Origin of the sequence: Flavonifractor sp. An4, assembly GCF_002161755.1 — a bacterium.
Taxonomy (GTDB): domain Bacteria; phylum Bacillota; class Clostridia; order Oscillospirales; family Oscillospiraceae; genus Flavonifractor; species Flavonifractor avicola.
Map to the genome: position 1 here is coordinate 1 of NZ_NFIL01000035.1, position 22801 is coordinate 22801.

Genomic DNA, 22801 nt, shown 5'->3' on the forward strand with positions numbered 1-22801 from the left:
GATCTACACCGACAAGGACGGCGGCGTCATCTTTAAAAAATACTCCCTGATGGGCGGGCTGGGGGACTTTGCCGGCCATATGTGCGAGACCCTGAACAAGACCACCGGCGAGATCGCCGTCATCACCGACCGGGACAGCTGCATCGCCGTGGCCGGCAGCGGACGGCGGGATCTGGCCGACAAGCAGATCTCTCCCGCCCTGGAGCAGATCATGGAGGGCCGCCAGATCTACCAGCACAAGGAGGGCTCCGCTCCCGTCCCCGTGTGCGAGGGCAACGACACCTATCTGGTGTCCTGCGCCGCCCCCATCCTCTCGGAGGGGGATGTGCTGGGCTGCGTACTCTTTGCCGGTACCGAGGGAGCTCTCCACGACAGCGAAACCCAGTACAAGCTGGTTCAGACCATCGCCGGCTTTCTGGGCCGCCACATGGAGCCCTGACCCTTGTAACAGACCGCCTCCTTTGCTATACTGTGGGCAAAGGAGGCGGTCTTTATGCGTCTGTTTCTGGGCGTGGAGCTGCCAACCGTCTGGCGCGAAGCGCTGGACCGGGGGGCCGCCGCGCTGAAGAAGGCCGGGGTGCGGGCCAACTTCACCCGGCGGGACAACTATCATCTCACACTGGTCTTTCTGGGGGAGACCGACCGGGCGGAAGCGGCTGCCGCCGCCCTGGACCAGGTGGACGCACCCCCCTTTGCCCTCCGCTCCGCCTCTCCCGGCTGTTTTTCCAAAAAGGGCGGGGATATCTGGTGGCTGGGGGTGGAGCCCCTCCCCGGCCTGATGACCGCCCAGCGGCAGCTGGAGGCCGCCCTGAGAGAGGCCGGTTTTTCCCCGGAATGGCGGCCCTATCGCCCCCACATCACCCTGGCCCGGAAGGTGCGCTCTCCCGCCGGGCTGGAGCCCCTCACCGTCCCCGGACTTTTCCCCACTCTGGAAACAGAGGTAAACCGGCTCACCCTCTTCTCCTCGGAGCGGGTGGACGGCGTGCTGCGCTACTTGCCTCTGTACCGGGCGGCCCTTTGATATGTAGCGGGCGGAGGCCGCCCGCGCTCAGGCACAGAACCGATGGTTGCCGATCTGGAGGATGAGAGGCCGGCTCCAGATCCAGCTGCTGGTGGCGGTGGCGGGGTTGAAATAATAGATGGCCCCTCCGCTGGGATCCACCCCGTTAAGGGCGTCCCGGGCGGCCCGCACCGCCGACTGAGCCACCGGCTCATTAAACTGGCCGTCCACCATGCAGGTGAATGCCCCCGGCTGGTACACCACTCCGGCGATGGTGTTGGGGAAGGAGGGGTGCTCCACCCGGTTGAGGATCACCGCCCCCACCGCCACTTGGCCGCTGTAGGGCTCCCCCCGGGCCTCCGCCGAGATCACCCGGGCCAGCAGATCCACGCTGGTATCCTGGGCAGGCGAACCCCCGCCCGACATCCCCAGGGCCTTCAGGGTGGCGGGTCCCACGATGCCGTCGGCGGTCAGGCCGTTTTTCCGCTGAAAATACTTCACCGCCTGGGTGGTCTGACTGCCGAATACCCCGTCCACCGCCCCGTCGTAGTAGCCCCAGTTTTTCAGTTTGGTCTGGATCACCCGCACCTGCTCCCCGCTGGAGCCCTGCCGGTAGGTGGCCGCCTGGGCCTGCTGGGCAAAGGCGATGAGGGAAATGTTGACCGCGAACACCAGAGCCAGTACCGCGATGCGCCTGCGTCTGTTCATACCTACCCCTCCAATCTCACTGAAGGTAGTGTACGGCGGCGGCGGGCCGGTTATGTGCGCCAATCCCTTCCTGCCTGCATAGGGCCAGTGGTTTTTGGAAATACTGGTACAAAACAGGAAAGGATGTGGGCAGGTGGTACAGGGCGTATCCCGGCAGGTCATTGTGGTGAAATCCCCCGACCCCCGATTTTTTGAGCAGGCCATTTTTATCGTGAAGGAGGACGCCTTCGGCAAGGGGGCCTCCGCCGAGGCGGTGCTCCAGGAGGCCCGCCGGGCGGCCGACGGCTACCTCAAGCGCTCCTCCGGCTGGCGGCGGGTGTGCCGGAAGATCCCCGCCCCGGTGTATGCCGCCGGCGGTGCCCTGGGGGCCACCGCGTGCTGGATCCTGGCCCTTCTGCTGTAAACACGGCAGGCGCGAAACGCGCCTGCTTTTTTTCAGGCCAAAAGTGTGGTAGAATGGGTTTACATTGCGGCGCAGTAACGCCGCTCCCGGGAGGACAGCATGGAAAAACTGCTTTTTGTATGTCACGGCAACATTTGCCGCAGCCCCATGGCTGAGTTTGTGATGAAGGATCTGGTCAGGAAGGCAGGGCTGGAGGATCAGTTCACCATTGCCTCCGCCGCCACCAGCGCCGAGGAGATCGGCAACCCGGTCTATCCCCCCGCCCGGCGGAAGCTGGCCGAACATGGCATCAGCTGCTCCGGCCACGCTGCCCGCCAGCTGACGGCAGCGGATTACGGCCGGTGGGACCTGTTCCTGGGCATGGACAGCGCCAACCTGCGGAATATGCGCCGGCTCTTTGGCGGCGACCCGGACGGCAAGGTCAAGGCCCTGCTGTCCTATATTGGGGAGGACCGGGACATCTCCGACCCCTGGTACTCCGGTGACTTTGAGGCCACCTGGCGGGACGTATACGCAGGCTGCTCCGCCCTGCTGGCCGATCTGACCCAGGAGCAGCTGCCCAAGCTGGTGGTGGTGCTGGGCACCACCGCCTGCGGCAAGAGCGGCCTGGGGGTGGAACTGGCCAAGCGCTTTGGCGGTGAGATCGTTTCCGCCGACTCCCGGCAGGTGTACACCGGCCTGGACCTGGGCACCGGCAAGGTGACCGAGGAGGAGATGGACGGCGTGCCCCACCATATGCTGGACGTGGTGGCCCCCAACCAGCCCTACTCGGTGGCCGACTTCCAGGTGGGTGCCTACGCCGCCATCGACGACATCATCGCCCGGGGCAAGGTGCCCTTCCTAGTGGGGGGCTCCGGGCTGTACGTCCGGGCTGTGACCGAGGGCTTTGCCTTCACCGACGCCACCCCCGACCCTGCTCTGCGGGCCGAGCTGGAGGGCAAGACCGCTGCGGAGCTGTACGCCATCCTGCGGGAAAAGACGGGGGTCACCCTGGCCAACGGGGAGGAGAACAACCACCAGCGGTTGGTGCGCTCGGTGGAGAAGGCTCTGGCCGACGGCTGGGAGGCCCCCCAGGCCCACCCCCGCTACCGCTGCCTGCTGTTGGGGGTAAACTTCCCCCGGGAAACAGTATGTCATCGCATCGACGACCGGCTCCAGGTCCGCATTGACGCGGGCATGATCGAGGAGGTGGCCGGTCTGCGGGAAGCTGGAGCCACCGACGAGTTCCTGGAAGGCCTGGGGCTGGAGTATCGCTACATTCTCCGCTACCTGAAGGGGGAGATCCCCTCTCTGGACGCTCTGAAGGACGAGCTGGGGCGGGCCATCAAGCGCTTTGCCAAGCGGCAGGTCCAGTGGTTTAACCGGGATAAGGACGTGCTGTGGCTGGACATGGAGGGGGATTTCCTCACCCAGGCCACCCAGGCGGTGGAGCGGTTTTTGAAGGGCCAGTAAAAAGAACCTGTCATAACGCAAATACAGTGTACAGTATTTCTGTCTAAATAGACATATAGAGCCACTAACGCCCCCATTTCATTCTCTTCTTTGAAAAATACATAAAAGCACTTTCGCACTGACACCACATGGAATGTCAGTGCGAAAGTGCTTTTGTACGCTCTTATGCGGATTATGGGGGTAGCTGTGGTCAAAATTATTTTTCTTCACTTTCTGTTATGATCCTTATTCCTCGTTGAGCGGCGGTCTAAAACACTGTATAGTATTGAGTGCGATCCCCCATTATAGCAGGCAATAATAATCAGAAAGAGGTTAGTCCCATGTTTTACTAATCGTTTCTATTTTATGCACTTCCCCTTTATGTGTTACAATACTCTGATTGCGCTCACAGTTTACCGTGTCTCCTATCTTTACCTGCTCATAGTCACTTTCACTGCACGATAGAGTAAATTGTTCGCCGGTTGCTTCTTGAATCACAATATAATGGTCATCCCTGGACTCAGACTTATCTATAATTGTGACTTCTCCTGCCATTGGATAGTAACTTTTTTGCACATAGTAAACCCGATATGCAGCATAGCTTCCACCGACCACGGCCACAACTACAACCAATAGTGCGGCTACCAAAAGAATCTTTTTATGGCTTTTCATTGCAATTCCTCCTTCATTAAACTAGGACCTGGCACTTTTCTCCCTAATACATTGTTATATACAAGTATTATACCATGTGCCACTCATATTTGCAAAAGGAGCTTATTATGAAAAAGTTATTGTCATTTTTACTGTCTCTCGCTCTTTGTGTTTCCCTTGGCATCCCAGCCTTTGCAACCGATAATACGACCAATAGTAATATCATTCCAGATAGCGAAGTCCAACGCTACGCATTGCACTTTATGACCACTTCACAAAACAACGAGGCCATAACCATTGATAATTTTATACATCTATATGATTCTAGTGATCAACTCACCGGCTACTATGTAACCTTTACCGATAATGGGACTGCTGCCGGATATGTATTACTGAGTCTAATTTCCGGCGAAGATCCCATTGTGGAATTTGCTTTTGAGGGATCTGGGCCGCTGACTACCAATTCTGCTTTGAATGAACTTATTCCAATCACCAACAGCCTTACCAGTAACTCCGAGCACGACGCCAAAATCCTTTATACCGGAGCAGGTCAGCTTTATGTTCAGAACCAATGGGGTTCTCTGTACTCCGTTTATGATCAAAGCGATCTCCACGCGGCCAACAGTATTTCTTCGGGTAGTGAAGTCAATATTTATAATGGTATTATTGACTGGTCCGAAGCCAACATTAAAGATGGCTCTACATTCATGATAAAGAAATTTGGCGCAGGCGATGATTACTGGTTGATGTCTCAATTTTCCTCAGGTGGCGTTTGCACCCCTACCGCTGCAACCAATGTACTCTGGTATTGGGGTAAACAGCGTGGCTGCTCCAGTGTTATGAACAGAGTTTCTTCCGAAAGTTCGGACTCTAATAAAGCAAAAGCTATTTTTGACATTTTGTTTGAAACCATGGTAACCAGCACTGAACATGGGACTCTCGATGTCAATATAATAGACGGATACGCTTCTTTCTTCCGCGAGCCATCTGGCAAAGGAACTTGGTCATATAAGATGCTCTCCGATGGTTCTTCTTATAGTACTTACCAAACAGCTCTCAAAGATCATTGTCCAATTCATCTTGTGCTCCATACCAACGATAGTATCTTTGATAAGGGTGAAGGACATTGTGTAATGAATTTCGGTTATGCCGAAAGCAACACTGGCGCCAAATACCTGTTTGTTATGGATGGTTGGAATACGAATGGTCGTTTTGTGAAATTTGACTACTATCCCTACTTCTTTGGGTACAAAATTTGGGTTGCATAACATATTTCTTCCGCCGGAAACCCTCAAATGCGCCCTCCTGTTTCCTACCTTTATTTTACAAAATAAACGGCTGCAGCCGGAAAATTAGGTGGAATAAACTGGGGGTGAACTTCCCCCGGGAAACAGTATGTCAGCGCATCGACGACCGGCTCCAGGCCCGCATTGATGCGGGCATGATCGAGGAGGTGGCCGGTCTGCGGGAAGCCGGGGCCACCGACGAGTTCCTGGAGGGTCTGGGGCTGGAGTACCGCTACATCCTCCGCTACCTGAAGGGGGAGATCCCCTCTCTGGACGCTCTGAAGGACGAGCTGGGCCGGGCCATCAAGCGCTTTGCCAAGCGGCAGGTCCAGTGGTTCAACCGGGACCGCGACGTGCTGTGGCTGGATATGGAGGGGGATTTCCTCACCCAGGCCGTCCGGGCGGTGGAACAGTTTTTGAAAGAGCCTTAAACGCAAAAGCCGCTGCGGAAGCTTCCGCAGCGGCTGTTTTAGTTTGGATGTTATCCCTCGGGCAGGGGCACCCGGCGGTGCTCCACCGGCCCCCAGGCGGGCAGGGGCAGGCCCTGCATGGCCCCGAACACCCGGCTCTTCAAACCGGGGTACTGCTGGTCCAGGGTGTGGATCAGCTCCTTGACCTCCTGCCGCTTGGTGTAGCCGTCGGCGGGGCAGGGATTGAACACCACCGGCAGGTGGTTGCGCTGGGCGGCGTTGCGGATAAGCCCCTCCCCGCAGTAGAGCATGGGCCGGATCTGGCTGATGCCCATCCGGTCCAGCCAGGTCACCGGCTGGAAACAGGACAGCCGTCCCTCGTAGAACAGGGACAGGAAGAAGGTCTCCACCGCGTCGTCAAAGTGGTGGCCCAGGGCGATCTTGCTGATGCCCCGCTCCTTGATGGCGTTGTGGAGGGCGCCCCGCCGCATTTTGGCGCACATGGAGCAGGGATTTTTCTCCTTCCGCAGGTCGAAGATAATATGGTGGATCTCGGAGGGCAGCAGAGTGAAGGGCACGCCAATCTGCTCACAGTAGGCGGCCACCGGGGCAAAGTCCATCCCCTCTCCCCCGTCCACATGGCCCATGTCCAGGGTATAGGCCTCCACGGTGAAGGGCTTGGGATAGAACTCCCGCAGCCGGGCCAAAGCGGTGAGCAGCACCAGAGAATCCTTGCCGCCGGACACCCCTACGGCAATGCGGTCTCCGGCCTGAATCATGTCGTAATCCTCCACACAGCGGCGGACATAGCTCAAAATCTTGTTCATAGGCACCTCAAAAAATTGAAAATCGAAATGGAGCATTCAAGAGAAAAAAAGAGATATCACGCGATTTCAAGAGCATACACTTTTTCTATTTAAAAAAATCGGAAAACGTGTTGACACTCCGTGGCCAAGGTATTATAATACAAAACGCTCCAATCGTAAAGATTGGGGCCTGTATTCTGTTTAGACATATTTTTTAAGATATCATCAAAATTGGAGGTTTCACCATGTCCACTTTTATGGCCAACAAGGGGAACATCGTCCGCAAGTGGTATATCCTCGATGCGGCTGGTAAGCCCCTGGGCAAGACTGCCGCTACCGCGGCCAACCTGCTGCGCGGCAAGCACAAGCCCGAGTATACTCCTCACGCTGACTGCGGCGACTTCGTCGTGGTCGTCAACGCCGAGAAGGCCGTTCTGACCGGCAAGAAGCTGGAGCAGAAGTACTACCGCACCCACTCCGGTTGGGTGGGCGGCCTGAAGGAGACCCCCTACCGCCTGCTGATGCAGCAGAAGCCCGAGCTGGCCATGCGTGTGGCCATCCGCGGCATGATGCCCCGCAACATCATCACCAAGGATTCTCTGTCCCGCCTGCACATCTACCGCGGCGCCGAGCATCCCCACAACGCCCAGAAGCCCGAAGCCTGGGCGGCCAACTAAGCAGGAGGTACAAAGGAATGTATAAGAGCAAGAAGCCTTATCTGTATGGCACCGGCCGCCGGAAGTCCTCCGTGGCCCGCGTGCATCTGTTCCCCAACGGCACTGGTGCTATCACCATCAACGGCCGTGATATCGACGATTACTTCGGCCTGGAGACCCTGAAGCTGATCGTGCGTCAGCCTCTGGCCACCACCGACACCCTGGGCAAGGTGGACATCGAGACCACCGTTACCGGCGGCGGCGTGACCGGCCAGGCCGGCGCCATCCGTCACGGCATCGCCCGTGCCCTGCTGCAGGTCAACCCCGAGTACCGTGCTGCCCTGAAGGCTGCCGGCTTCCTGACCCGCGATCCTCGTATGAAGGAGCGTAAGAAATACGGCCTCAAGGCTGCCCGTCGCGCTCCGCAGTTCAGCAAGCGCTAAACTTTATCAAAAGTGGTCAAAAACCCCGGAACTACGCGGTTTCCGGGGTTTTTCCTTTTCAAATGGTTTGACGCAATTTGACAGAACGAAGCCTCTTTTAACCCGTTTTCTATGGGTTAAATGGTGGACAACCACCCCAAAAAGAGGGCTTATGGGTTAAAAAATAGGACAACCGAGACGCGATTTTGGGATGCCAAGGGGATGTTTATTTATACATCTCCAAGAGACCTTTTTCGTGAAAACGGTTTGTCTGAATTTGACCTAATTTGAACAAAAGAGAATAAATCTAATCGCCAAGCGCTCAGTATTTTCTACTGGGCGCTTTTTGCGTTTCCGGGGAATTTCATTCCGGGATAAGAAAAGGCCGTCACTTTCAATTTTTGAAGTGGCGGCTTTTTCTATTTCCAGAAGCCATAGAACAATTCAGAAATGAGGTGAAGTCATTGAACACGCAAATCATCGCCATCGCCAACCAGAAAGGCGGCGTTGGCAAGACAACCACCTGCGCGAACCTGGGGATTGGGCTGGCGCAGGCCGGAAAGAAAGTGCTGCTGATCGACGGGGACCCGCAAGGCAGCCTGACCATCAGCCTGGGCCACCCCCAGCCGGACAAGCTGCCCTTTACCCTGTCCGACGCGATGGGCCGTATCCTGATGGACGAGCCGCTGCGCCCCGGCGAGGGTATCCTGCACCACCCGGAGGGCGTTGACCTGATGCCCGCAGACATCCAGCTCTCCGGCATGGAGGTCTCCCTGGTGAACGCCATGAGCCGAGAGACCATCCTGCGGCAGTATCTGGACACGCTCAAGGGACAGTATTCCCATATCCTGATTGACTGCCAGCCATCCCTGGGTATGCTCACGGTCAACGCCCTGGCCGCCGCCAACAGGGTCATAATCCCCGTTCAGGCGGAGTACCTGCCCGCCAAGGGCCTGGAACAGCTGCTCCAGACCGTAAACAAGGTGAAGCGGCAGATCAACCCCAAGCTCCAGATCGACGGCATATTGCTGACGATGGTGGACAACCGCACCAACTTCGCCAAGGAGATTGCCGCCCTGCTGCGGGAGACCTATGGCAGCAAAATCAAGGTGTTCGGCACCGAGATTCCCCATTCTGTCCGGGCAAAGGAGATCAGCGCCGAGGGCAAAAGCATTTTTGCCCATGACCCTAATGGCAAGGTGGCCGAGGGCTATAAGAATCTGACCAAGGAGGTGATAAAACTTGAAAAGCAGCGCGAAAAAAGTAGAGCTGGCTCCATACGATGATTTGTTTTCCACCGAGGAAAGCCGCCAGGATGCCAAGCTGGAGAAGATACAGGAAATTCCGCTGTCTGAGCTGCACCCATTTAAGGGGCATCCCTTCAAAGTCAAGGATGACGAGGCCATGATGGAGACCGCCGACAGCGTTCGGCAGTATGGTGTTCTGGTTCCGGCGATCGCCCGCCCGGACCCGGAGGGCGGCTATGAGCTGGTTGCCGGTCACAGGCGGCACCGGGCCAGTGAGCTGGCCGAGAAAGAAACCATGCCTGTCATTGTCCGAGACCTGGACGATGATGCTGCCACTATCATCATGGTGGACAGCAACTTACAACGTGAAAGCCTGCTCCCCAGCGAAAGGGCCTTTGCTTACAAGATGAAGCTGGAGGCTATGAAACACCAAGGCGCACGGGGGGACTTAACTTCGTCCCAACTTGGGACGAAGTTGCGTGCAGATGAATTGTTGGCGCAGCAGGCTGGTTCGAGTAGGAACCAGGTGCAGCGCTATATCCGCCTGACGGAGCTGATTCCCGAACTGCTGGATATGGTCGATGAAAAGAAAATCGCCCTCAATCCGGCTTATGAGCTGTCCTTTCTCAAAAAAGAAGAACAGCGGGATTTGCTGGACGCGATGGACAGCGAACAGGCTACCCCCTCTCTCTCCCAGGCTCAGCGACTCAAGAAATACAGCCAGGAGGGACATCTGACCCTCGATATGATGCGCGTCATCATGGGTGAGGAAAAGAAAAGTGATCTCGACAAAGTGACTTTCACCTCCGACACCCTGCGGAAGTATTTCCCCAAAAGCTATACGCCCCAGCGGATGCAGGAAACCATTATCAAACTGCTGGAGGCGTGGCAGAAGAAGCGCCAGAGAGACCAGGAACGATGAAAGGAGCCGCCTATGAGGGATATTTCAGCCCGTGAGCTGAAAGGACACAATATCTTGGCCGTAGAGCGTTTTCAGGACAGCACCCGCTGGATGATCGAGTTTTCCGTTCAGCGCCCTTGTTCCTACGGCTGCCCCGGCGATGATATGCGGCTGTTTCTTACGGAGGACGGGTATCAGGCCGCCCTCGTAAGCCAGAAGCGTCGGGAAATCAAAATCAAGCGGTATGCCCGTGTGATCGAGGGCCATGTGCTCGACTTCAAACCGGACAAGCGCCGCCGCCACCCGTAAACTCATTATCACTACGAAAGGAAAGGAATGAATATGTGTACTGTCCAGAGCATCAAAGATGCCATCCGGGAAAGTTGCCAGTCCCAGTATGATATGGAATCCACCGACATTGACCGGGTTTTGCAGACCCTCCCGTTTTCGGAGCATGAGCCGATGTTCAGTCATCCGCCGAAGTACAAGCGTCCTTACCGGCCCTGGCAGAACAACAAAAACAGCTGAAAGCCACAGTCTTTTTCACGAAGGATTGTGGCTTTTTTCATGCCCTAAAATTAGAAAGGAGTGAAGTCAATGGCCGTTTTTCGCATTGAACGGACCAAAGATTATACCGTGATGAGCAATCATCACCTGCGGAACCACGAACTATCCCTCAAGGCAAAGGGGCTTCTTTCCATGATGTTATCCCTGCCTGATGACTGGAACTATACTACCCGTGGACTTGCGAAAATCTGCAAGGAGGGCGTTGATGCCATCGGCAGTGCGCTGCGGGAGTTGGAAACCGCCGGTTACATCGTGCGGAACCAGCTGCGGGACCAACAAGGCCGGATCAGCGACACCGAGTATGTGATTTATGAGAAACCCCAGCCCAGGCAGCCAGAAACGCCAAGGCCGGATACGGCTGTACCAGATACGGCTTCACCAGATACGGAAAACCCGTATCTGGATAAACCGGATACGGAAAAGCCCGCAGAATTAAATATAGAGAAACCAAATACTCAAAAACAAAATACTCATGGAGCAAGTACCGATTCCATTCCCTTCCGGGAAACAGCGGCAGCACAGCTGCCGGAACGGAAAGGAAGGGATGCGATGTCTGTCTCAGAGATAGAAAATTATCGGGAATTGATTCTGGAGAACATCGAGTATGACTATCTGTGCAGAGAGTTTTCGACCTACGACACCATAGAGGATGCAGACGGCAAAGAGCGCCGGGTGTTGAATGCCAAAGAGACCACCCTGGCCGCCCAAAAGCAGCAAGCGATCCGGGACGCTTTCAAAGACTGGATTTGGAAAGACCCGGACCGCCGCCAAGCTCTGGTCCGCCAGTACAATGAGGAAATGAACTCCACCCGTCCCCGTGAATACGACGGCGGACACATTACTTTCGGTGGTATGAACCCGGCCATCACCTTGCGGGAACACCAGAAAAACGCTATCGCTCATGTGCTGTACGGCGGCAATACGCTGCTGGCACACGAGGTAGGCGCTGGCAAAACCTTTGAAATGGTGGCTGCCGCCATGGAGAGTAAGCGCCTGGGCTTGTGTCAGAAATCCCTCTTTGTGGTGCCGAACCATCTGACCGAACAATGGGCGTCGGAGTTTCTGCGGCTCTATCCTTCCGCCAACATTCTTGTCACCACCAAAAAGGACTTTGAGACCCACAACCGCAAGAAGTTCTGCGCCCGCATTGCCACCGGCGATTATGACGCCATCATCATGGGACACAGCCAGTTTGAGAAAATCCCCATCAGCCGAGAGCGTCAGGAACGGCTCCTTCAGGAGCAGATCGACGAGATCACCGAGGGCATTGCCGAGGTGAAGTACAGCGGCGGTGAGCGTTTCACGGTCAAGCAGTTGGAACGCACCAAGAAGTCCCTGGAAGCCCGGCTGGAGAAATTGCAGGCCGAGAGCCGCAAGGACGATGTGGTAACATTCGAGCAGTTGGGTGTGGACCGCCTGTTCGTCGATGAGGCGCATAACTATGACAGTACCGTGTATCCACCGCTGGAAAACGTACCGCGCCGTTTTTCGATTTCTCATAGAAATCGCTGGATGGTAGAGTCCGCCGATGTAGTGGTGGCCTATGTTCTCCATGATTGGGGCGGAGCAGCCACAACGTTACGGTGTGCCAAACAGAAAAAGAAGCAGATTATTTCATATCGTGATGAAATGGGCAGCTGAGGTTGTCTATTTTGCTGCCACTTCATATTTCCAAAACTGTTGAACGTTAAGCTGTCGGTAAAATTATGCCGAATTTTCATCACTTTACTTTTGAACTAATATTGCTTATAATATTAGTGTGAAAGGAAGTGGTACGGTGGGACAATTTGAACAGCTGGATCAGCTGCTGGAAACACAGGATGGGATGCTGCGAACAGCTCAAGTAGTATCTGCTGGTATTTCTAAGCCTGTTTTTTATGATTATGTGCACTCACGGGAATTGGAGCGGGTCGCGCATGGAATTTATCTTTCCAAGGATGCCTGGGTCGATGCCATGTACTTACTTCATCTGCGGGTCGAACAGGCAGTGTTTTCCCATGAGACAGCTTTATTTTTTCACGATCTGACAGACCGCGAGCCGCTGGAATATACGGTCACAGTCAAGACCGGATATAATCCCTCCAAGCTGAAAGCAGAGGGCGTACAGGTATTCACCATTAAGGCGGAACTGCATGGGGTGGGCCTGACAACGGCTCAGACACCATTTGGGCATACAGTTCCTGTCTATGACCTGGAGCGCACCATCTGCGACCTGCTCCGCAGCAGGAACAACATGGAGATGCAGACTTTTCAAGGGGCATTAAAGATGTATGCCAGAAGAAAAGACAAAGACCTGCGGACATTGATGCGGTATGCCGGTATGTTCCGGGTAGAAAAAATTCTGCGGCAGTATTTGGAGGTGCTTTTATGATAAAAACAGCAAGGCAGTTGAAGGATCTGATCCGCAATCTTTCCAGAAAAAAATCTGCGGACGCCCAGCTCTTGATGCGGAACTACATGATGGAGCGTTTTCTGGAGCGTATCTCCCTTTCTGAATATCGTGACAAATTTATTCTGAAAGGCGGTATGCTGGTAGCGGCTATGGTTGGTCTGGATGCCCGTTCCACGATGGATTTGGACGCTACTGTAAAAGGAGCCAATGTCAATGTGGAGGACATAGAGAATTTGATTTCCGCTATTGTGAGTGTCCCGCTTGATGATGGCGTCAAATTCCAGCTGAAAAGTATTTCGGAGATTATGGATGAGGCGGAATATCCGGGGATTCGCGTAAATATGACTACAACCTTTGACGGTGTGGTGACGCCTTTGAAGATTGACATTTCCACAGGGGATGCCATTACCCCCAGGGAGATCCGCTACTCTTTCAAGCTGATGCTGGAAGATCGCTCCATTGATATTTGGGCGTACAATCTGGAAACGGTTCTGGCCGAAAAGCTGGAAACGATCATTACCAGAACTACCACCAACACCCGCATGAGAGATTTCTATGACATTTATATTCTGGAACAGCTGCATGGGAATACATTGGACCCTCAGATTCTCCATGATGCGCTGCGGGCCACTGCTCACAAACGCGGGACAGAACGACATCTTGCAGAAGCTGCCGAAGTTTTTGAGGAAGTGGAGAACAGCTCGGTTATGCAGAAACTTTGGGAATCGTACCGCAAAAAATTTTCCTATGCGGCAGATCTGGAGTGGAACATCATCATGGGGGCGGTGCGCAGTTTATACGCTCTCAGTGAAAAGGAATCGAGCCTATGAAGAAGCACGGCCATTATTGTAAAGTCTGCGGAGAATATAAGGCTAATGAAAAATTTTCCGGCAAAGGTCATGCGGCGCACGTCTGTAAATCCTGTGCTTCTTTGCCGCCGGAGAAGCAAGCGGAGCAAATGACAATAAACCGCTTGCTGAATCTCCCATGGAGATTATCAAAGGAGCAGATTTCCTGGCTGAAGAACCGAATGAAAGATAAGCGCCGGGAAGTTCGTGCGCTGGCAAAAGAACAATACGAGATGAGGTTTCCTCCGAAGCGGTTAGAGGACATCGAGGACAATTTTGATTTTCTCGATGAGGACGATTTAATAGAATAACAAAAGCGGTCTGCACCATGCAGGCCGTTTCTTTTTTGGAAAGGAGGTCTCCCTTATGGCAACCACACGCATCATGCCGCTGCATATCGGCAAGGGTCGGACTGAGAGCCGTGCCATCAGCGATATTATTGACTATGTGGCAAATCCCCAAAAGACCGACAACGGAAAATTGATTACCAGCTATGGATGTGACAGCCGCACTGCTGATGCAGAGTTTCTGTTGGCAAAGCGGCAGTATATTGCCGCCACCGGACGAGTGCGCGGTACAGATGATGTGATCGCCTACCATGTGCGCCAGTCGTTCAGGCCCGGAGAGATCACACCGGAGGAAGCCAACCGGCTGGGCATAGAATTTGCCAGGCGGTTCACCAAAGGCAATCATTCCTTTGTGGTCTGCACCCACATCGACAAATCGCATATTCATAATCACATCATCTGGTCGGCGGTCAATATGGATTGTGACCGGAAGTTCCGTAACTTTTGGGGAAGCACCAGAGCTGTTCGACGTTTAAGTGACACCATTTGTATCGAGAACGGACTATCCATTGTGGAGAACCCCAAGCCCCACGGAAAAAGCTACAACAAGTGGCTGGGCGAACAAGCCAAGCCCTCCCATCGGGAACAGCTACGGGTGATGATTGACCGGGCGCTGGAGCAAAAGCCAGCAGACTTTGACACACTTCTGCAACTGCTTTCCGAGATGGGCTGCGAGGTATCTCGGCGCGGGAAAGCAATCCGCCTTAAAGCTCCCGGCTGGAAGAATGTAGCCCGTATGGATGACAAGCTGGGAGCCGGGTACAGCGAAACAGAAATCCGTGCGGTGCTGGCTGGAGAAAAGCAGCACACGCCCCGCAAGAAATCCACCGTGCAGCCGGAGCCACCCAAGGTCAATTTGCTGGTGGATATTCAGGCAAAATTGCAGGCCGGGAAAGGTGCTGGATATGCACGCTGGGCCAAGGTTTTTAACTTAAAACAGATGGCGCAGACCGTGAATTTTCTTACCGAACATCACCTACTGGACTATACAGAGCTGGAAGAAAAAGCGGTGGCGGCTACCGCCCATCACAATGAGCTGTCAGCGCAGATTAAGGCGACGGAGAAACGCATGGCAGAGATCGCCGTCCTGCGTACCCATATCGTTAATTATGCCAAGACCCGCGAGACCTATGTTGCCTATCGCAAGGCCGGTTATTCCCGAAAATTTCGGGAGGAACATGAGCAAGAAATTCTGCTCCATCAGGCGGCAAAAAATGCCTTTGATGAGATGGGAGTGAAGAAGCTGCCCAAGGTCAAAGACCTGCAATCTGAGTATGCCAAACTGCTGGAGGAAAAGAAGAAAACCTACGCCGAGTACCGGCGTTCCCGTGAGGAAATGCGGGAACTTTTGACGGCAAAGGCCAATGTGGATCGGCTGCTGAAAATGGATGAGGAACAGAAAAAAGAACAAGAAAAAGACCACGGCCAGCGGTAAGCCGGTCATGGTCATAAGCGTCCATCGGACGCGTAGCCGCAGAATGAAATTCTGCGTTCAAAGGGGCTTGGGGGCGCTGCCCTCAACAAGCAAAGCAGAGGGGGAAATCACGTCAGGATTTTTCCCTCTGTGGGCCGAGTGTATTAACACCGGCATTGCTTGCCACTTTTGTTCGCAAACAATATCCGTATCCTTTACACGATGATTTACTTTTATTATCATAGTCGTAATAAGTATATAAACTACTTACATATAAGCACCTAAAATATGAAAGGGCTGATAAAATGATGACCTTTGAAAAGGTTTTAGAAGTATTCAACGATTACCTAAATAAAGATAGTGTTTTGGAGGTGGTGAACACTAAGCGAGGATACACCGTTATGATTTGGGATGAAAAAGATGAGCAATGGTTTGGTGTGGAACATTGCAAAGCCCCCGAGCTTTTACGGGATGCCTTACTTGATGGCTATCGTGATTTTTTAGAGCAACAACTTACTCATAACCGCAGGAGTTTAACCGAAACAGAAATCTTAGATATTCAAAACCGATGTGAACAGCTTTATGATTTGTGTGGAGAATAAAAAAATAACCTAAAAAGTGCGATAGCCTGTGTAGGTGTCGCACTTTTTTCAGTTGGCTTGGCTTACGAAAACAGCGTTAATTATTCCGCAGTTTCTCTTGCCTTTTTCAAGCCTTGAGCCGTAGCTTCCATCACGATAAGCTCCTTTTCTTCCATATCATTCAACAGTACATCAACTTGTTTGCGGCGATTGTTGTCGCCATCTTCATTGCATGGAAAAAAGAACTGGTCTACAGAGATGTCAAGCAAGGTAGTAATGAGATAAAATTTGTTAAGCCTTGGGTGCTGCCCCCTGTTCTCTATATACATAATAGAGCGTGGCGTAAGGTCTACCAGTTGGGCAAGATATTCCTGTGTCCACCCTTTTGCTTCCCGAGCTTTTTTTATCGCTATACCTAACGGCTTAAAATCAAGTTTTCTTTCATCTTGGTACATTTTAATATCATCCTATATCATTGTACATTTCGGGTGATGATATTTGAACGAAGTATGATTTTATGTTTAGTAGTGTATAATTTCGTATTAGTGGAGAGAAACTTGCTATTATTCGTCATTCCGTATATAATAATTATATACTCTTTGCGAAAGGAAGTTGATATTATGAATTACATTTCTGTGAAAGCCGCTTCTGAAAAATGGGGCATATCGGAAAGACGGATACAAAAATTATGTGAGGAAAATCGCATTGACGGAACTGAAAAATTTGGTCGTGCATGGATGATACCAAAAGATGCAGAAAAACCCGTTGATGGACGTATGAAAACAAGGAACAAACAGGAGGAGAATCATGGAATTTAATGAAAAGCTACAACAGCTTAGGACTGGAAAGAACTTAACGCAGGAACAACTTGCGGAGCAATTATATGTATCAAGAACAGCCATTTCAAAATGGGAAAGCGGCAAGGGTTACCCTAACATTGAGTCGCTCAAGTGTATTTCTAAATTCTTTTCTGTGACCATAGATGAACTGCTATCGGGCGAAGAACTGATTACACTTGCCGAAACTGAAAATCGTTCCAACTTGAAAAAAATTTACAGTTTCATTTATGGAATATTAGATATGATGGCGGTTACTTTTATACTTTTGCCGTTGTATGGTAACGGTAACCTTGTTGACGGATATATTTATTCTGTCAATCTACTTTCATTTACAGACACTACCCCAATATATCTTGCAATCTATTGGATTGTTTTTATTGTTTTGATTGCACTTGGGATAGCGAAACTGATGTGTGTTTGTTTTGAAAAGGAATCATGGAGCAACATAATCACAAAATGCTCTCTCGTGCTGAGTACGCTTTTTATCTGCTTCTTCGCTGCGGCAAGACAACCCTATGTAACCGCCCTTATGTTTCTGCTATTTGTTGCTAAAATATTTGTCTGGATAAAGCAAACCCAAACAAAGTAAAATGCCATAAACCCTTTAAAATAGGCTCTGACACGATAAGTGTCGGAGCTTTTTTCGTGCTGACATCTATTGTGTCGGCATTGTGACGGTAGATTTCTTGGCTTCTATGCAATACTCGTGGATAATAAGATTGTGGTCAGCGAAAACAAGAACAGCAACCCACGGAAAGGAGAATCAAATATGGATTATATCATTGAAACAGAAAATCTTACGAAGCGATACGGAACAGCCACCGTTGTCGATAAGGTAAATCTTCATGTGCCAAAGGGCAAAATTTATGGTTTGCTCGGCAGAAACGGAGCAGGCAAAACCACAGCAATGAAAATGATGTTGCAGCTTGCTTTCCCAACGGAGGGAACGGTACGCTTGTTTGGCACAAACTATAAGGAAAATATCCATACCCTTTATAGCAAAGTAGGCTCTATTATCGAAACACCGGGATTTTACAGTAATTTAACAGGGTATGAGAATTTGCAAATTCTCGCTAAACTGCGAGGGGGAGTATCTAAAAGTGGAGTAGAAAAAGCTCTTGAAGTTGTGGGGCTGCATAAGGAGAAAAGAAAAGTCTTTTCCGATTATTCCCTCGGAATGAAGCAACGGCTTGGTATTGCCGCCGCCATTATGCACGAGCCGGAGCTTTTAATACTTGACGAACCGATTAACGGACTTGACCCCATTGGAATAGTTGAAATACGCTCATTTTTATCTGAACTTAGTCACAATCATGGCATTACCATTTTTATCTCAAGCCATGTTTTAAGCGAGATTGAACAGATAGCAGATATTATCGGCGTTATGCACGAGGGGCATTTAGTAGAGGAAGTGAATATATCCGAGCTTCACAAAAGGAATCGAAAATACATTCAATTTGATTTATCTGACAGTGAGATAGCCGGAAAGATTTTAGAAAACCACTACCACATGACGGATTTTACAGTGCAGGACGGTACGGTGAGAATTTATGACTTTAGCCAAAGTGTTGGAGAAATCAATCGAGAATTTGCACGAAATGGACTGCTCGTGACAAGGATAAATGATAGTGAGGAAAACTTAGAGGACTACTTTTCTAAACTGATTGGAGGTGGCGGTATTGCTTAATCTTATTTCTTGTGAATTATTAAAACTAAAGCGTTCAAAAATGGTGCTAATTAGTGTGGCAGGGGTATTATCTACCCCACTTTTGATGTTAATAGAAGCCTTGCAAACACATTTTGATAAGCCGGAGATTATCTTTACCTTGTCTGACATATACAGCGACAGTGTACTGTATATCATGCTGCTGGTAAACATTATGATATATGTGGCAATTGCAGCTTACTTGTTTAGCAGAGAGTACACAGAAAGCACCCTCAAAACCATATTGCCCATACCCATTTCAAGGACAAAACTATTAATTGGAAAATTTTGCACCCTGCTTCTTTGGATTGTTATGCTAACCCTTGTAACATGGGCAGGTATATTTATCGTTTGTGGGCTATATGACGCTGTCTTTACATTGGAGGGATATAGCTTACTAGTGGCAATAGTATGGCTCCCCAAGTTTTTGTTTGGCAGTATCCTGATGTTTTTAACAGTTTCTCCTTTTGTGTTTGTTGCTATGAAAACAAAAGGATTTGTCGCCCCGATGATTGGCTCTGCCGTGATTGTCATGGGAAGTGCCGCACTTTCAAATCAAGAATGGGGAGCGTTGTATCCGTGGACAGCCACCTATTTCTTGGTGCAGGGTAAACTTCAGAGTACCGGCTATCCTACACTGCTGTCTGTATCTATTATTATTCTTGTATCAGCAGTTGGTTTTCTTATGACCTTTCATCATTTTAAAAAGGAGGATTTGAAATAATGGTACTTGATTTTATAGAAATTTTAAAAGTTATTTTTCTTGGAATTGTTGAGGGTATTACTGAGTGGCTACCTATCAGCAGCACAGGACATATGATTCTTGTGGACGAATTTATCACACTTAATATGAGCGAAGCATTTAAAGAAATGTTTTTTGTTGTTATTCAACTTGGAGCTATACTCGCAGTGGTTGTAATGTTTTGGAACAAGATGTTTCCCTTTCAATTTAAGAACAAAGCACAGTCAATTGTTAAAAAGGATACTTTCTCGTTGTGGTTCAAGGTTGCGGTAGCTTGTGTACCGTCAGCTATTATGGGGATTCTATTTGATGATTATTTGGATGCTTACCTCCAAACCCCCATTGTGATTTCAATCATGTTAATCTTTTATGGTTTGTTATTCATTCTCATAGAAAATTGGAATAAAAAGCGTACTCCTACTACTATGGCACTTTCTGACATCAGCTATAAAACAGCAATCTTGATAGGGGCATTTCAAGTGTTATCACTTATACCCGGCACATCACGGTCGGGAGCAACGATTATAGGTGCTTTACTCATAGGAGTTTCACGAGTGGCAGCAGCAGAGTTTACTTTTTTCCTCGCAGTACCTACTATGCTTGGAGCAAGTGCTTTTAAGCTGTTAAAATTCGGGTTTGAATTTACAAGTGCAGAACTGCTCGCTCTTGTTCTCGGTATGGCTGTGGCATTTGCGGTATCTGTCTTAGTAATTAAATTCCTAATGAACTTTATCAAAAAACATGATTTTAAGGTGTTTGGTTGGTATCGAATTGTGCTTGGTATACTTGTTGTACTTATAAAATCTTAATAATGCGTTTTCTTTGTGCGCGAATAAAAATGCCAGTTGGTCCTTAAGATCAGCTGGCATTTTTGTTTCTGGGGATGGAAAACAACCCAGAGATTCTCGTTGTCGATCTCCTCCTGATTTTAGTTTGCATGGTGAATTTTGCAAATTGAATCTACAGGAGGTTAATAATGGGATTTAATTATGGATATGAGAAAAAGAAGTTTGATAGTAGATGGAAGCGTTTAGAAGTTGAGTATTGTGATGCAGGGATGAGCGAAGAACAGATTGCTGCCATGAAAGAATATGACTGGGCATGGTTTTGCAGTCAAAGGGTTTTTCAAAACCATACGCAACCAATACCTTGTGAACAATATGATGAAGTATGTGGTCAATCACAGCTGTTCCGAAAGTTTGCATCGTTATCTTATCAATGGGATGTTGATAAGATTGATCAAACGCGATATGGATGGTTGGCTTCGGTGGAAAACGAACAACTACTGTTGAGATTGAAGAAGCTGTCGAAGAAAGATTTGGAGCTATTGACATTACTTTTTGTGGATGGTTATCGTCAAATTGATGTAGCACGTCTTTGGCATTGTTCCAGAAGTGCTGTTGCACAAAGATTTAAAAAAATAAAAAAATTTTTGAATAACACTTAACAAATGAAGCGTATCAGTGCCTACCCATTGAGGGAAGAACATTCTCCCAATGTGGAGCTTGACAATTTCATAGACGGCATTTCCGGTACATAACCTATGTACGAGCGAATCAGGCACGCCGCGAAGATGGACAGCCCCAGGAGGTGATGAATAGGACTGTTCCGAGCGATCCACGTCAGCCTGATACCCGAAAGTGGCATTTCAGGGCGCGATGACTGCATAGGGGTTAAAGATACTTCCTCACGGCCTCCTAAAGACTTGGGGGGAACTCTGCGGCGCACGAGTAAAACGACGCTGTGGAGTTATGACAGCCGCGCCAGCGGAGACCGGAATGTCCCCATCGCCAGGGGTGCGTGGCAAATGTGGCGAGTAAATTTTTCAAAGTCAGATACCATGCGCTGGCAGCTTCGGTTGCCAGCGCATTCATGTGATTTTGAAAGCAACAACCACATCTTTGACAGAAAGGGGGACCACCTATGGAAAAATTGATTTCGCGGAAAGAGGCTGCCAAATTACTGGGGATTAGCATTGCCACTTTGGATGCAGCTCGAAACAGTGGGCTAATTTCCTATGTTCAGTATGTGCAAAATGGTTGCGTGTACTTTACAGATGCTGGCCTTCAGGAGTATATCGCAAAATGCACCCATCGTGCAAAGCCAGTGGAAAAAAGCGCTACATACCGCAAGCTGCGAAGTGTCCGAGCTTGAGCTGTTCCGTATCCTTGCTGGAACCTAATATGTCTGATAAAACAAAGGTACAGCGCTGGACATTATTCTTAGGAGGTGACGGAATTGGCAAAAAGAAAAAGGGCAATTCCTCAATATGGTACGGTCGTGCTTAACGGCATTGAATATTATAGAACCAGAGTCGAAGATTCGGATGGAAACAGAGTGGCGCTTTATGCAAAGACGCCCGAAAAGCTTTATGACAAGGAACTGGAGGCGTTAGAGCAGATTGACAGTACTACGTTTCGTCGAAGATCGCCTACGGTTGCTGAGTACTGTGAGAAGTGGCTGCTGATGCAGTCCGTCCATGTTCGGGCCACCACCTTGACAGATTATACCTCTAAGGTGCGGCGGCACATTATTGGAGGGCTGGGAGACAAGAGAATGGCTGATGTATCCCTGGATGACATCCAACTTGCCCTCGTACCTGTTTCCAAGAAGTCGGCTTCGGTTTATAAGTCTGTGGTGATTCTCTGCAAGTCCATTTTCCGGGCGGCCAAGGAGAGCCATGTGATTGACGAGGACCCGACCATATACCTGGATGCAAAGGGAGGAGTTCCCCAGGAAGAAAGACAGGCATTGACGGATGAACAGGTTGAGCGGCTTTTGGACACGATCCGGGATTTGCCGCCCTATGTATTTGTGATGATCGGTTTATATGCCGGTCTGCGCCGGGAAGAAATCCTGGCGCTGCAATGGGATTCTGTGTATCTGGATGCAGAGGCTCCGTACTTAACGGTACGGCGGGCATGGCACACAGAACATAACAGGCCGGTCATTCTTACCGAGCTAAAGACCAAAGCGGCACAAAGAAACATTCCTCTCCCGGTCTGTCTGGTTGAATGTCTGAAAGATGCAAAGAAAAAATCCACTTCGGATTATGTGATTGCCAATCGGGACGGTGATCCGCTAACAAAAGGGCTAACCAAAAAATAAATACCGCAATCCGTTGATACACAAGTGTTTCCCGCTTTTGATATTAAGCAGTACGGTCTGAAGGCCGCCCGTCGTGCTCCTCAGTTCAGCAAGCGCTAATTTTATTGCAGAGCAATCAAAAATGCCGCCCGAAAGGGCGGCATTTTTCTTGCCTGTGGAACTGTCCTTATACCACAAAAAAGGGACGCTGCCAAAGGCAGCGTCCCTTTTCTATTTAGGGTGAATTATACTATCAAGCGCAACAATTTAGGGAAATAAAAAGAGTTCATATGGCCCCCAGTGGTAGAATGGAGTAACCACACAACCAAAACACCAGGAGGGGACTATATGAACTACC

28 protein-coding genes and 3 pseudogenes are annotated in these 22801 nt (G+C 50.5%); 27 read left to right on the top strand and 4 right to left on the bottom strand.

Annotated features, from left to right (window positions below):
• Window position 1 precedes the first annotated feature (1 nt).
• Window positions 2–439, top strand: a complete 438-nt coding sequence (locus B5F94_RS12900) for a stage V sporulation T C-terminal domain-containing protein (RefSeq protein WP_242965677.1) — start codon at window positions 2–4, stop codon at window positions 437–439.
• Window positions 440–493: 54 nt separating this feature from the next.
• On the top strand, window positions 494–1021 hold the full coding sequence (gene thpR / locus B5F94_RS12905) for an RNA 2',3'-cyclic phosphodiesterase (protein ID WP_087330669.1): 528 nt from the start codon (window positions 494–496) through the stop codon (window positions 1019–1021).
• A gap of 27 nt (window positions 1022–1048) precedes the next feature.
• On the opposite strand, the gene sleB is transcribed toward thpR, so the two are convergent.
• On the bottom strand, window positions 1049–1708 hold the full coding sequence (gene sleB, locus B5F94_RS12910; protein WP_087330671.1) for a spore cortex-lytic enzyme: 660 nt from the start codon (window positions 1706–1708) through the stop codon (window positions 1049–1051).
• 133 nt (window positions 1709–1841) lie between these two features.
• Here sleB and B5F94_RS12915 point away from each other — a divergent pair, with 133 nt between their 5' ends.
• The 3 genes and pseudogenes from B5F94_RS12915 (at window position 1842) to miaA (ending at window position 3563) form a co-directional block, all read left to right on the top strand.
• Complete coding sequence (locus tag B5F94_RS12915; RefSeq protein ID WP_204247496.1) at window positions 1842–2111, top strand: translation initiation factor 2; 270 nt, start codon at window positions 1842–1844, stop codon at window positions 2109–2111.
• Between the two features lie 99 nt (window positions 2112–2210).
• Window positions 2211–2654, top strand: a pseudogene (locus B5F94_RS16965) (low molecular weight protein-tyrosine-phosphatase); the annotation flags it as partial.
• The gene (miaA, locus tag B5F94_RS12920; protein WP_343212829.1) at window positions 2652–3563 is read left to right on the top strand and encodes a tRNA (adenosine(37)-N6)-dimethylallyltransferase MiaA; all 912 of its coding nucleotides are present in this window, start codon (window positions 2652–2654) and stop codon (window positions 3561–3563) included. The pseudogene B5F94_RS16965 and the gene miaA, both read left to right, overlap by 3 nt.
• A gap of 312 nt (window positions 3564–3875) precedes the next feature.
• On the opposite strand, the gene B5F94_RS12925 is transcribed toward miaA, so the two are convergent.
• Complete coding sequence (locus tag B5F94_RS12925; RefSeq protein ID WP_087271308.1) at window positions 3876–4214, bottom strand: hypothetical protein; 339 nt, start codon at window positions 4212–4214, stop codon at window positions 3876–3878.
• Between the two features lie 107 nt (window positions 4215–4321).
• Here B5F94_RS12925 and B5F94_RS12930 point away from each other — a divergent pair, with 107 nt between their 5' ends.
• Window positions 4322–5461, top strand: coding sequence for a C39 family peptidase (locus tag B5F94_RS12930; protein WP_087330675.1), 1140 nt, complete (start codon window positions 4322–4324; stop codon window positions 5459–5461).
• On the top strand, window positions 5449–5910 hold the full coding sequence (locus B5F94_RS12935; RefSeq protein ID WP_275533064.1) for a tRNA dimethylallyltransferase: 462 nt from the start codon (window positions 5449–5451) through the stop codon (window positions 5908–5910). The genes B5F94_RS12930 and B5F94_RS12935 overlap by 13 nt, the downstream gene beginning before the upstream one ends.
• A 50-nt stretch (window positions 5911–5960) precedes the next feature.
• On the opposite strand, the gene B5F94_RS12940 is transcribed toward B5F94_RS12935, so the two are convergent.
• On the bottom strand, window positions 5961–6716 hold the full coding sequence (locus B5F94_RS12940) for a tRNA lysidine(34) synthetase (RefSeq protein WP_087271298.1): 756 nt from the start codon (window positions 6714–6716) through the stop codon (window positions 5961–5963).
• Window positions 6717–6940: 224 nt separating this feature from the next.
• Between B5F94_RS12940 and rplM the strand changes: the two genes are divergently transcribed.
• The 12 genes and pseudogenes from rplM to B5F94_RS13005 all read left to right on the top strand — a co-directional run bounded on the left by rplM (window position 6941) and on the right by B5F94_RS13005 (window position 16091).
• A complete protein-coding gene (gene rplM / locus B5F94_RS12945) occupies window positions 6941–7372 on the top strand; it encodes a 50S ribosomal protein L13 (RefSeq protein WP_087188632.1) in 432 nt (143 codons plus the stop codon).
• Window positions 7373–7389: 17 nt separating this feature from the next.
• The gene (gene rpsI, locus B5F94_RS12950) at window positions 7390–7794 is read left to right on the top strand and encodes a 30S ribosomal protein S9 (RefSeq protein ID WP_087188633.1); all 405 of its coding nucleotides are present in this window, start codon (window positions 7390–7392) and stop codon (window positions 7792–7794) included.
• Between the two features lie 443 nt (window positions 7795–8237).
• On the top strand, window positions 8238–9059 hold the full coding sequence (locus B5F94_RS12955) for a ParA family protein (protein ID WP_002576359.1): 822 nt from the start codon (window positions 8238–8240) through the stop codon (window positions 9057–9059).
• Entirely contained in the window at window positions 9016–9942 is a 927-nt protein-coding gene (locus B5F94_RS12960) for a ParB/RepB/Spo0J family partition protein (RefSeq protein ID WP_002576358.1), read from the top strand. The genes B5F94_RS12955 and B5F94_RS12960 overlap by 44 nt, the downstream gene beginning before the upstream one ends.
• A gap of 12 nt (window positions 9943–9954) precedes the next feature.
• Window positions 9955–10230: a DUF5720 family protein gene (locus tag B5F94_RS12965; RefSeq protein ID WP_002576357.1), complete on the top strand. Its 276-nt coding sequence runs from the start codon at window positions 9955–9957 to the stop codon at window positions 10228–10230.
• 27 nt (window positions 10231–10257) lie between these two features.
• Window positions 10258–10449 carry a hypothetical protein gene (locus tag B5F94_RS12970; protein WP_002576356.1) on the top strand — a complete coding sequence of 64 codons (192 nt, stop codon included), beginning with the start codon at window positions 10258–10260 and terminating at the stop codon, window positions 10447–10449.
• A gap of 150 nt (window positions 10450–10599) precedes the next feature.
• Window positions 10600–11940 (top strand): annotated as a pseudogene (locus B5F94_RS17130) (DUF6017 domain-containing protein); the annotation flags it as partial.
• 325 nt (window positions 11941–12265) lie between these two features.
• Window positions 12266–12859 (top strand): type IV toxin-antitoxin system AbiEi family antitoxin domain-containing protein, encoded by a 594-nt coding sequence (locus B5F94_RS12980; RefSeq protein ID WP_002578496.1) that lies wholly within the window; start codon window positions 12266–12268, stop codon window positions 12857–12859.
• The gene (locus B5F94_RS12985) at window positions 12856–13710 is read left to right on the top strand and encodes a nucleotidyl transferase AbiEii/AbiGii toxin family protein (RefSeq protein WP_002578497.1); all 855 of its coding nucleotides are present in this window, start codon (window positions 12856–12858) and stop codon (window positions 13708–13710) included. The genes B5F94_RS12980 and B5F94_RS12985 overlap by 4 nt, the downstream gene beginning before the upstream one ends.
• Window positions 13707–14039, top strand: coding sequence for a hypothetical protein (locus tag B5F94_RS12990; RefSeq protein ID WP_002578498.1), 333 nt, complete (start codon window positions 13707–13709; stop codon window positions 14037–14039). Before B5F94_RS12985 ends, B5F94_RS12990 begins: the two co-directional genes overlap by 4 nt.
• A gap of 55 nt (window positions 14040–14094) precedes the next feature.
• Window positions 14095–15510: a relaxase/mobilization nuclease domain-containing protein gene (locus tag B5F94_RS12995; protein WP_002578499.1), complete on the top strand. Its 1416-nt coding sequence runs from the start codon at window positions 14095–14097 to the stop codon at window positions 15508–15510.
• A 284-nt stretch (window positions 15511–15794) separates the two neighbouring features.
• Window positions 15795–16091 (top strand): hypothetical protein, encoded by a 297-nt coding sequence (locus tag B5F94_RS13005; RefSeq protein WP_002576327.1) that lies wholly within the window; start codon window positions 15795–15797, stop codon window positions 16089–16091.
• Between the two features lie 80 nt (window positions 16092–16171).
• Here B5F94_RS13005 and B5F94_RS13010 read toward each other — a convergent pair whose 3' ends face one another.
• Entirely contained in the window at window positions 16172–16525 is a 354-nt protein-coding gene (locus B5F94_RS13010) for a helix-turn-helix domain-containing protein (RefSeq protein ID WP_002576326.1), read from the bottom strand.
• Window positions 16526–16690: 165 nt separating this feature from the next.
• Between B5F94_RS13010 and B5F94_RS17135 the strand changes: the two genes are divergently transcribed.
• The 8 genes and pseudogenes from B5F94_RS17135 to B5F94_RS13055 form a co-directional block, all read left to right on the top strand.
• Window positions 16691–16888, top strand: a complete 198-nt coding sequence (locus B5F94_RS17135) for a helix-turn-helix domain-containing protein (RefSeq protein WP_009246557.1) — start codon at window positions 16691–16693, stop codon at window positions 16886–16888.
• On the top strand, window positions 16878–17498 hold the full coding sequence (gene bcrR, locus B5F94_RS13020) for a bacitracin resistance transcriptional activator BcrR (RefSeq protein WP_087166405.1): 621 nt from the start codon (window positions 16878–16880) through the stop codon (window positions 17496–17498). The genes B5F94_RS17135 and bcrR overlap by 11 nt, the downstream gene beginning before the upstream one ends.
• Before the next feature lie 180 nt (window positions 17499–17678).
• On the top strand, window positions 17679–18596 hold the full coding sequence (gene bcrA / locus B5F94_RS13025; RefSeq protein ID WP_002576324.1) for a bacitracin ABC transporter ATP-binding protein BcrA: 918 nt from the start codon (window positions 17679–17681) through the stop codon (window positions 18594–18596).
• Window positions 18589–19338, top strand: a complete 750-nt coding sequence (locus B5F94_RS13030; RefSeq protein ID WP_002576323.1) for an ABC transporter permease — start codon at window positions 18589–18591, stop codon at window positions 19336–19338. Before bcrA ends, B5F94_RS13030 begins: the two co-directional genes overlap by 8 nt.
• Window positions 19338–20165 (top strand): bacitracin resistance undecaprenyl-diphosphatase BcrD, encoded by an 828-nt coding sequence (bcrD, locus tag B5F94_RS13035; RefSeq protein ID WP_002576322.1) that lies wholly within the window; start codon window positions 19338–19340, stop codon window positions 20163–20165. The genes B5F94_RS13030 and bcrD overlap by 1 nt, the downstream gene beginning before the upstream one ends.
• 167 nt (window positions 20166–20332) lie before the next feature.
• Window positions 20333–20803 carry an RNA polymerase subunit sigma-73 gene (locus B5F94_RS13040; RefSeq protein ID WP_002576321.1) on the top strand — a complete coding sequence of 157 codons (471 nt, stop codon included), beginning with the start codon at window positions 20333–20335 and terminating at the stop codon, window positions 20801–20803.
• Window positions 20804–21279: 476 nt separating this feature from the next.
• The gene (locus tag B5F94_RS13050; protein WP_002576320.1) at window positions 21280–21510 is read left to right on the top strand and encodes a hypothetical protein; all 231 of its coding nucleotides are present in this window, start codon (window positions 21280–21282) and stop codon (window positions 21508–21510) included.
• Window positions 21511–21594: 84 nt separating this feature from the next.
• A pseudogene (locus B5F94_RS13055) lies at window positions 21595–22443 on the top strand (tyrosine-type recombinase/integrase); the annotation flags it as partial.
• Window positions 22444–22801 lie beyond the last annotated feature (358 nt).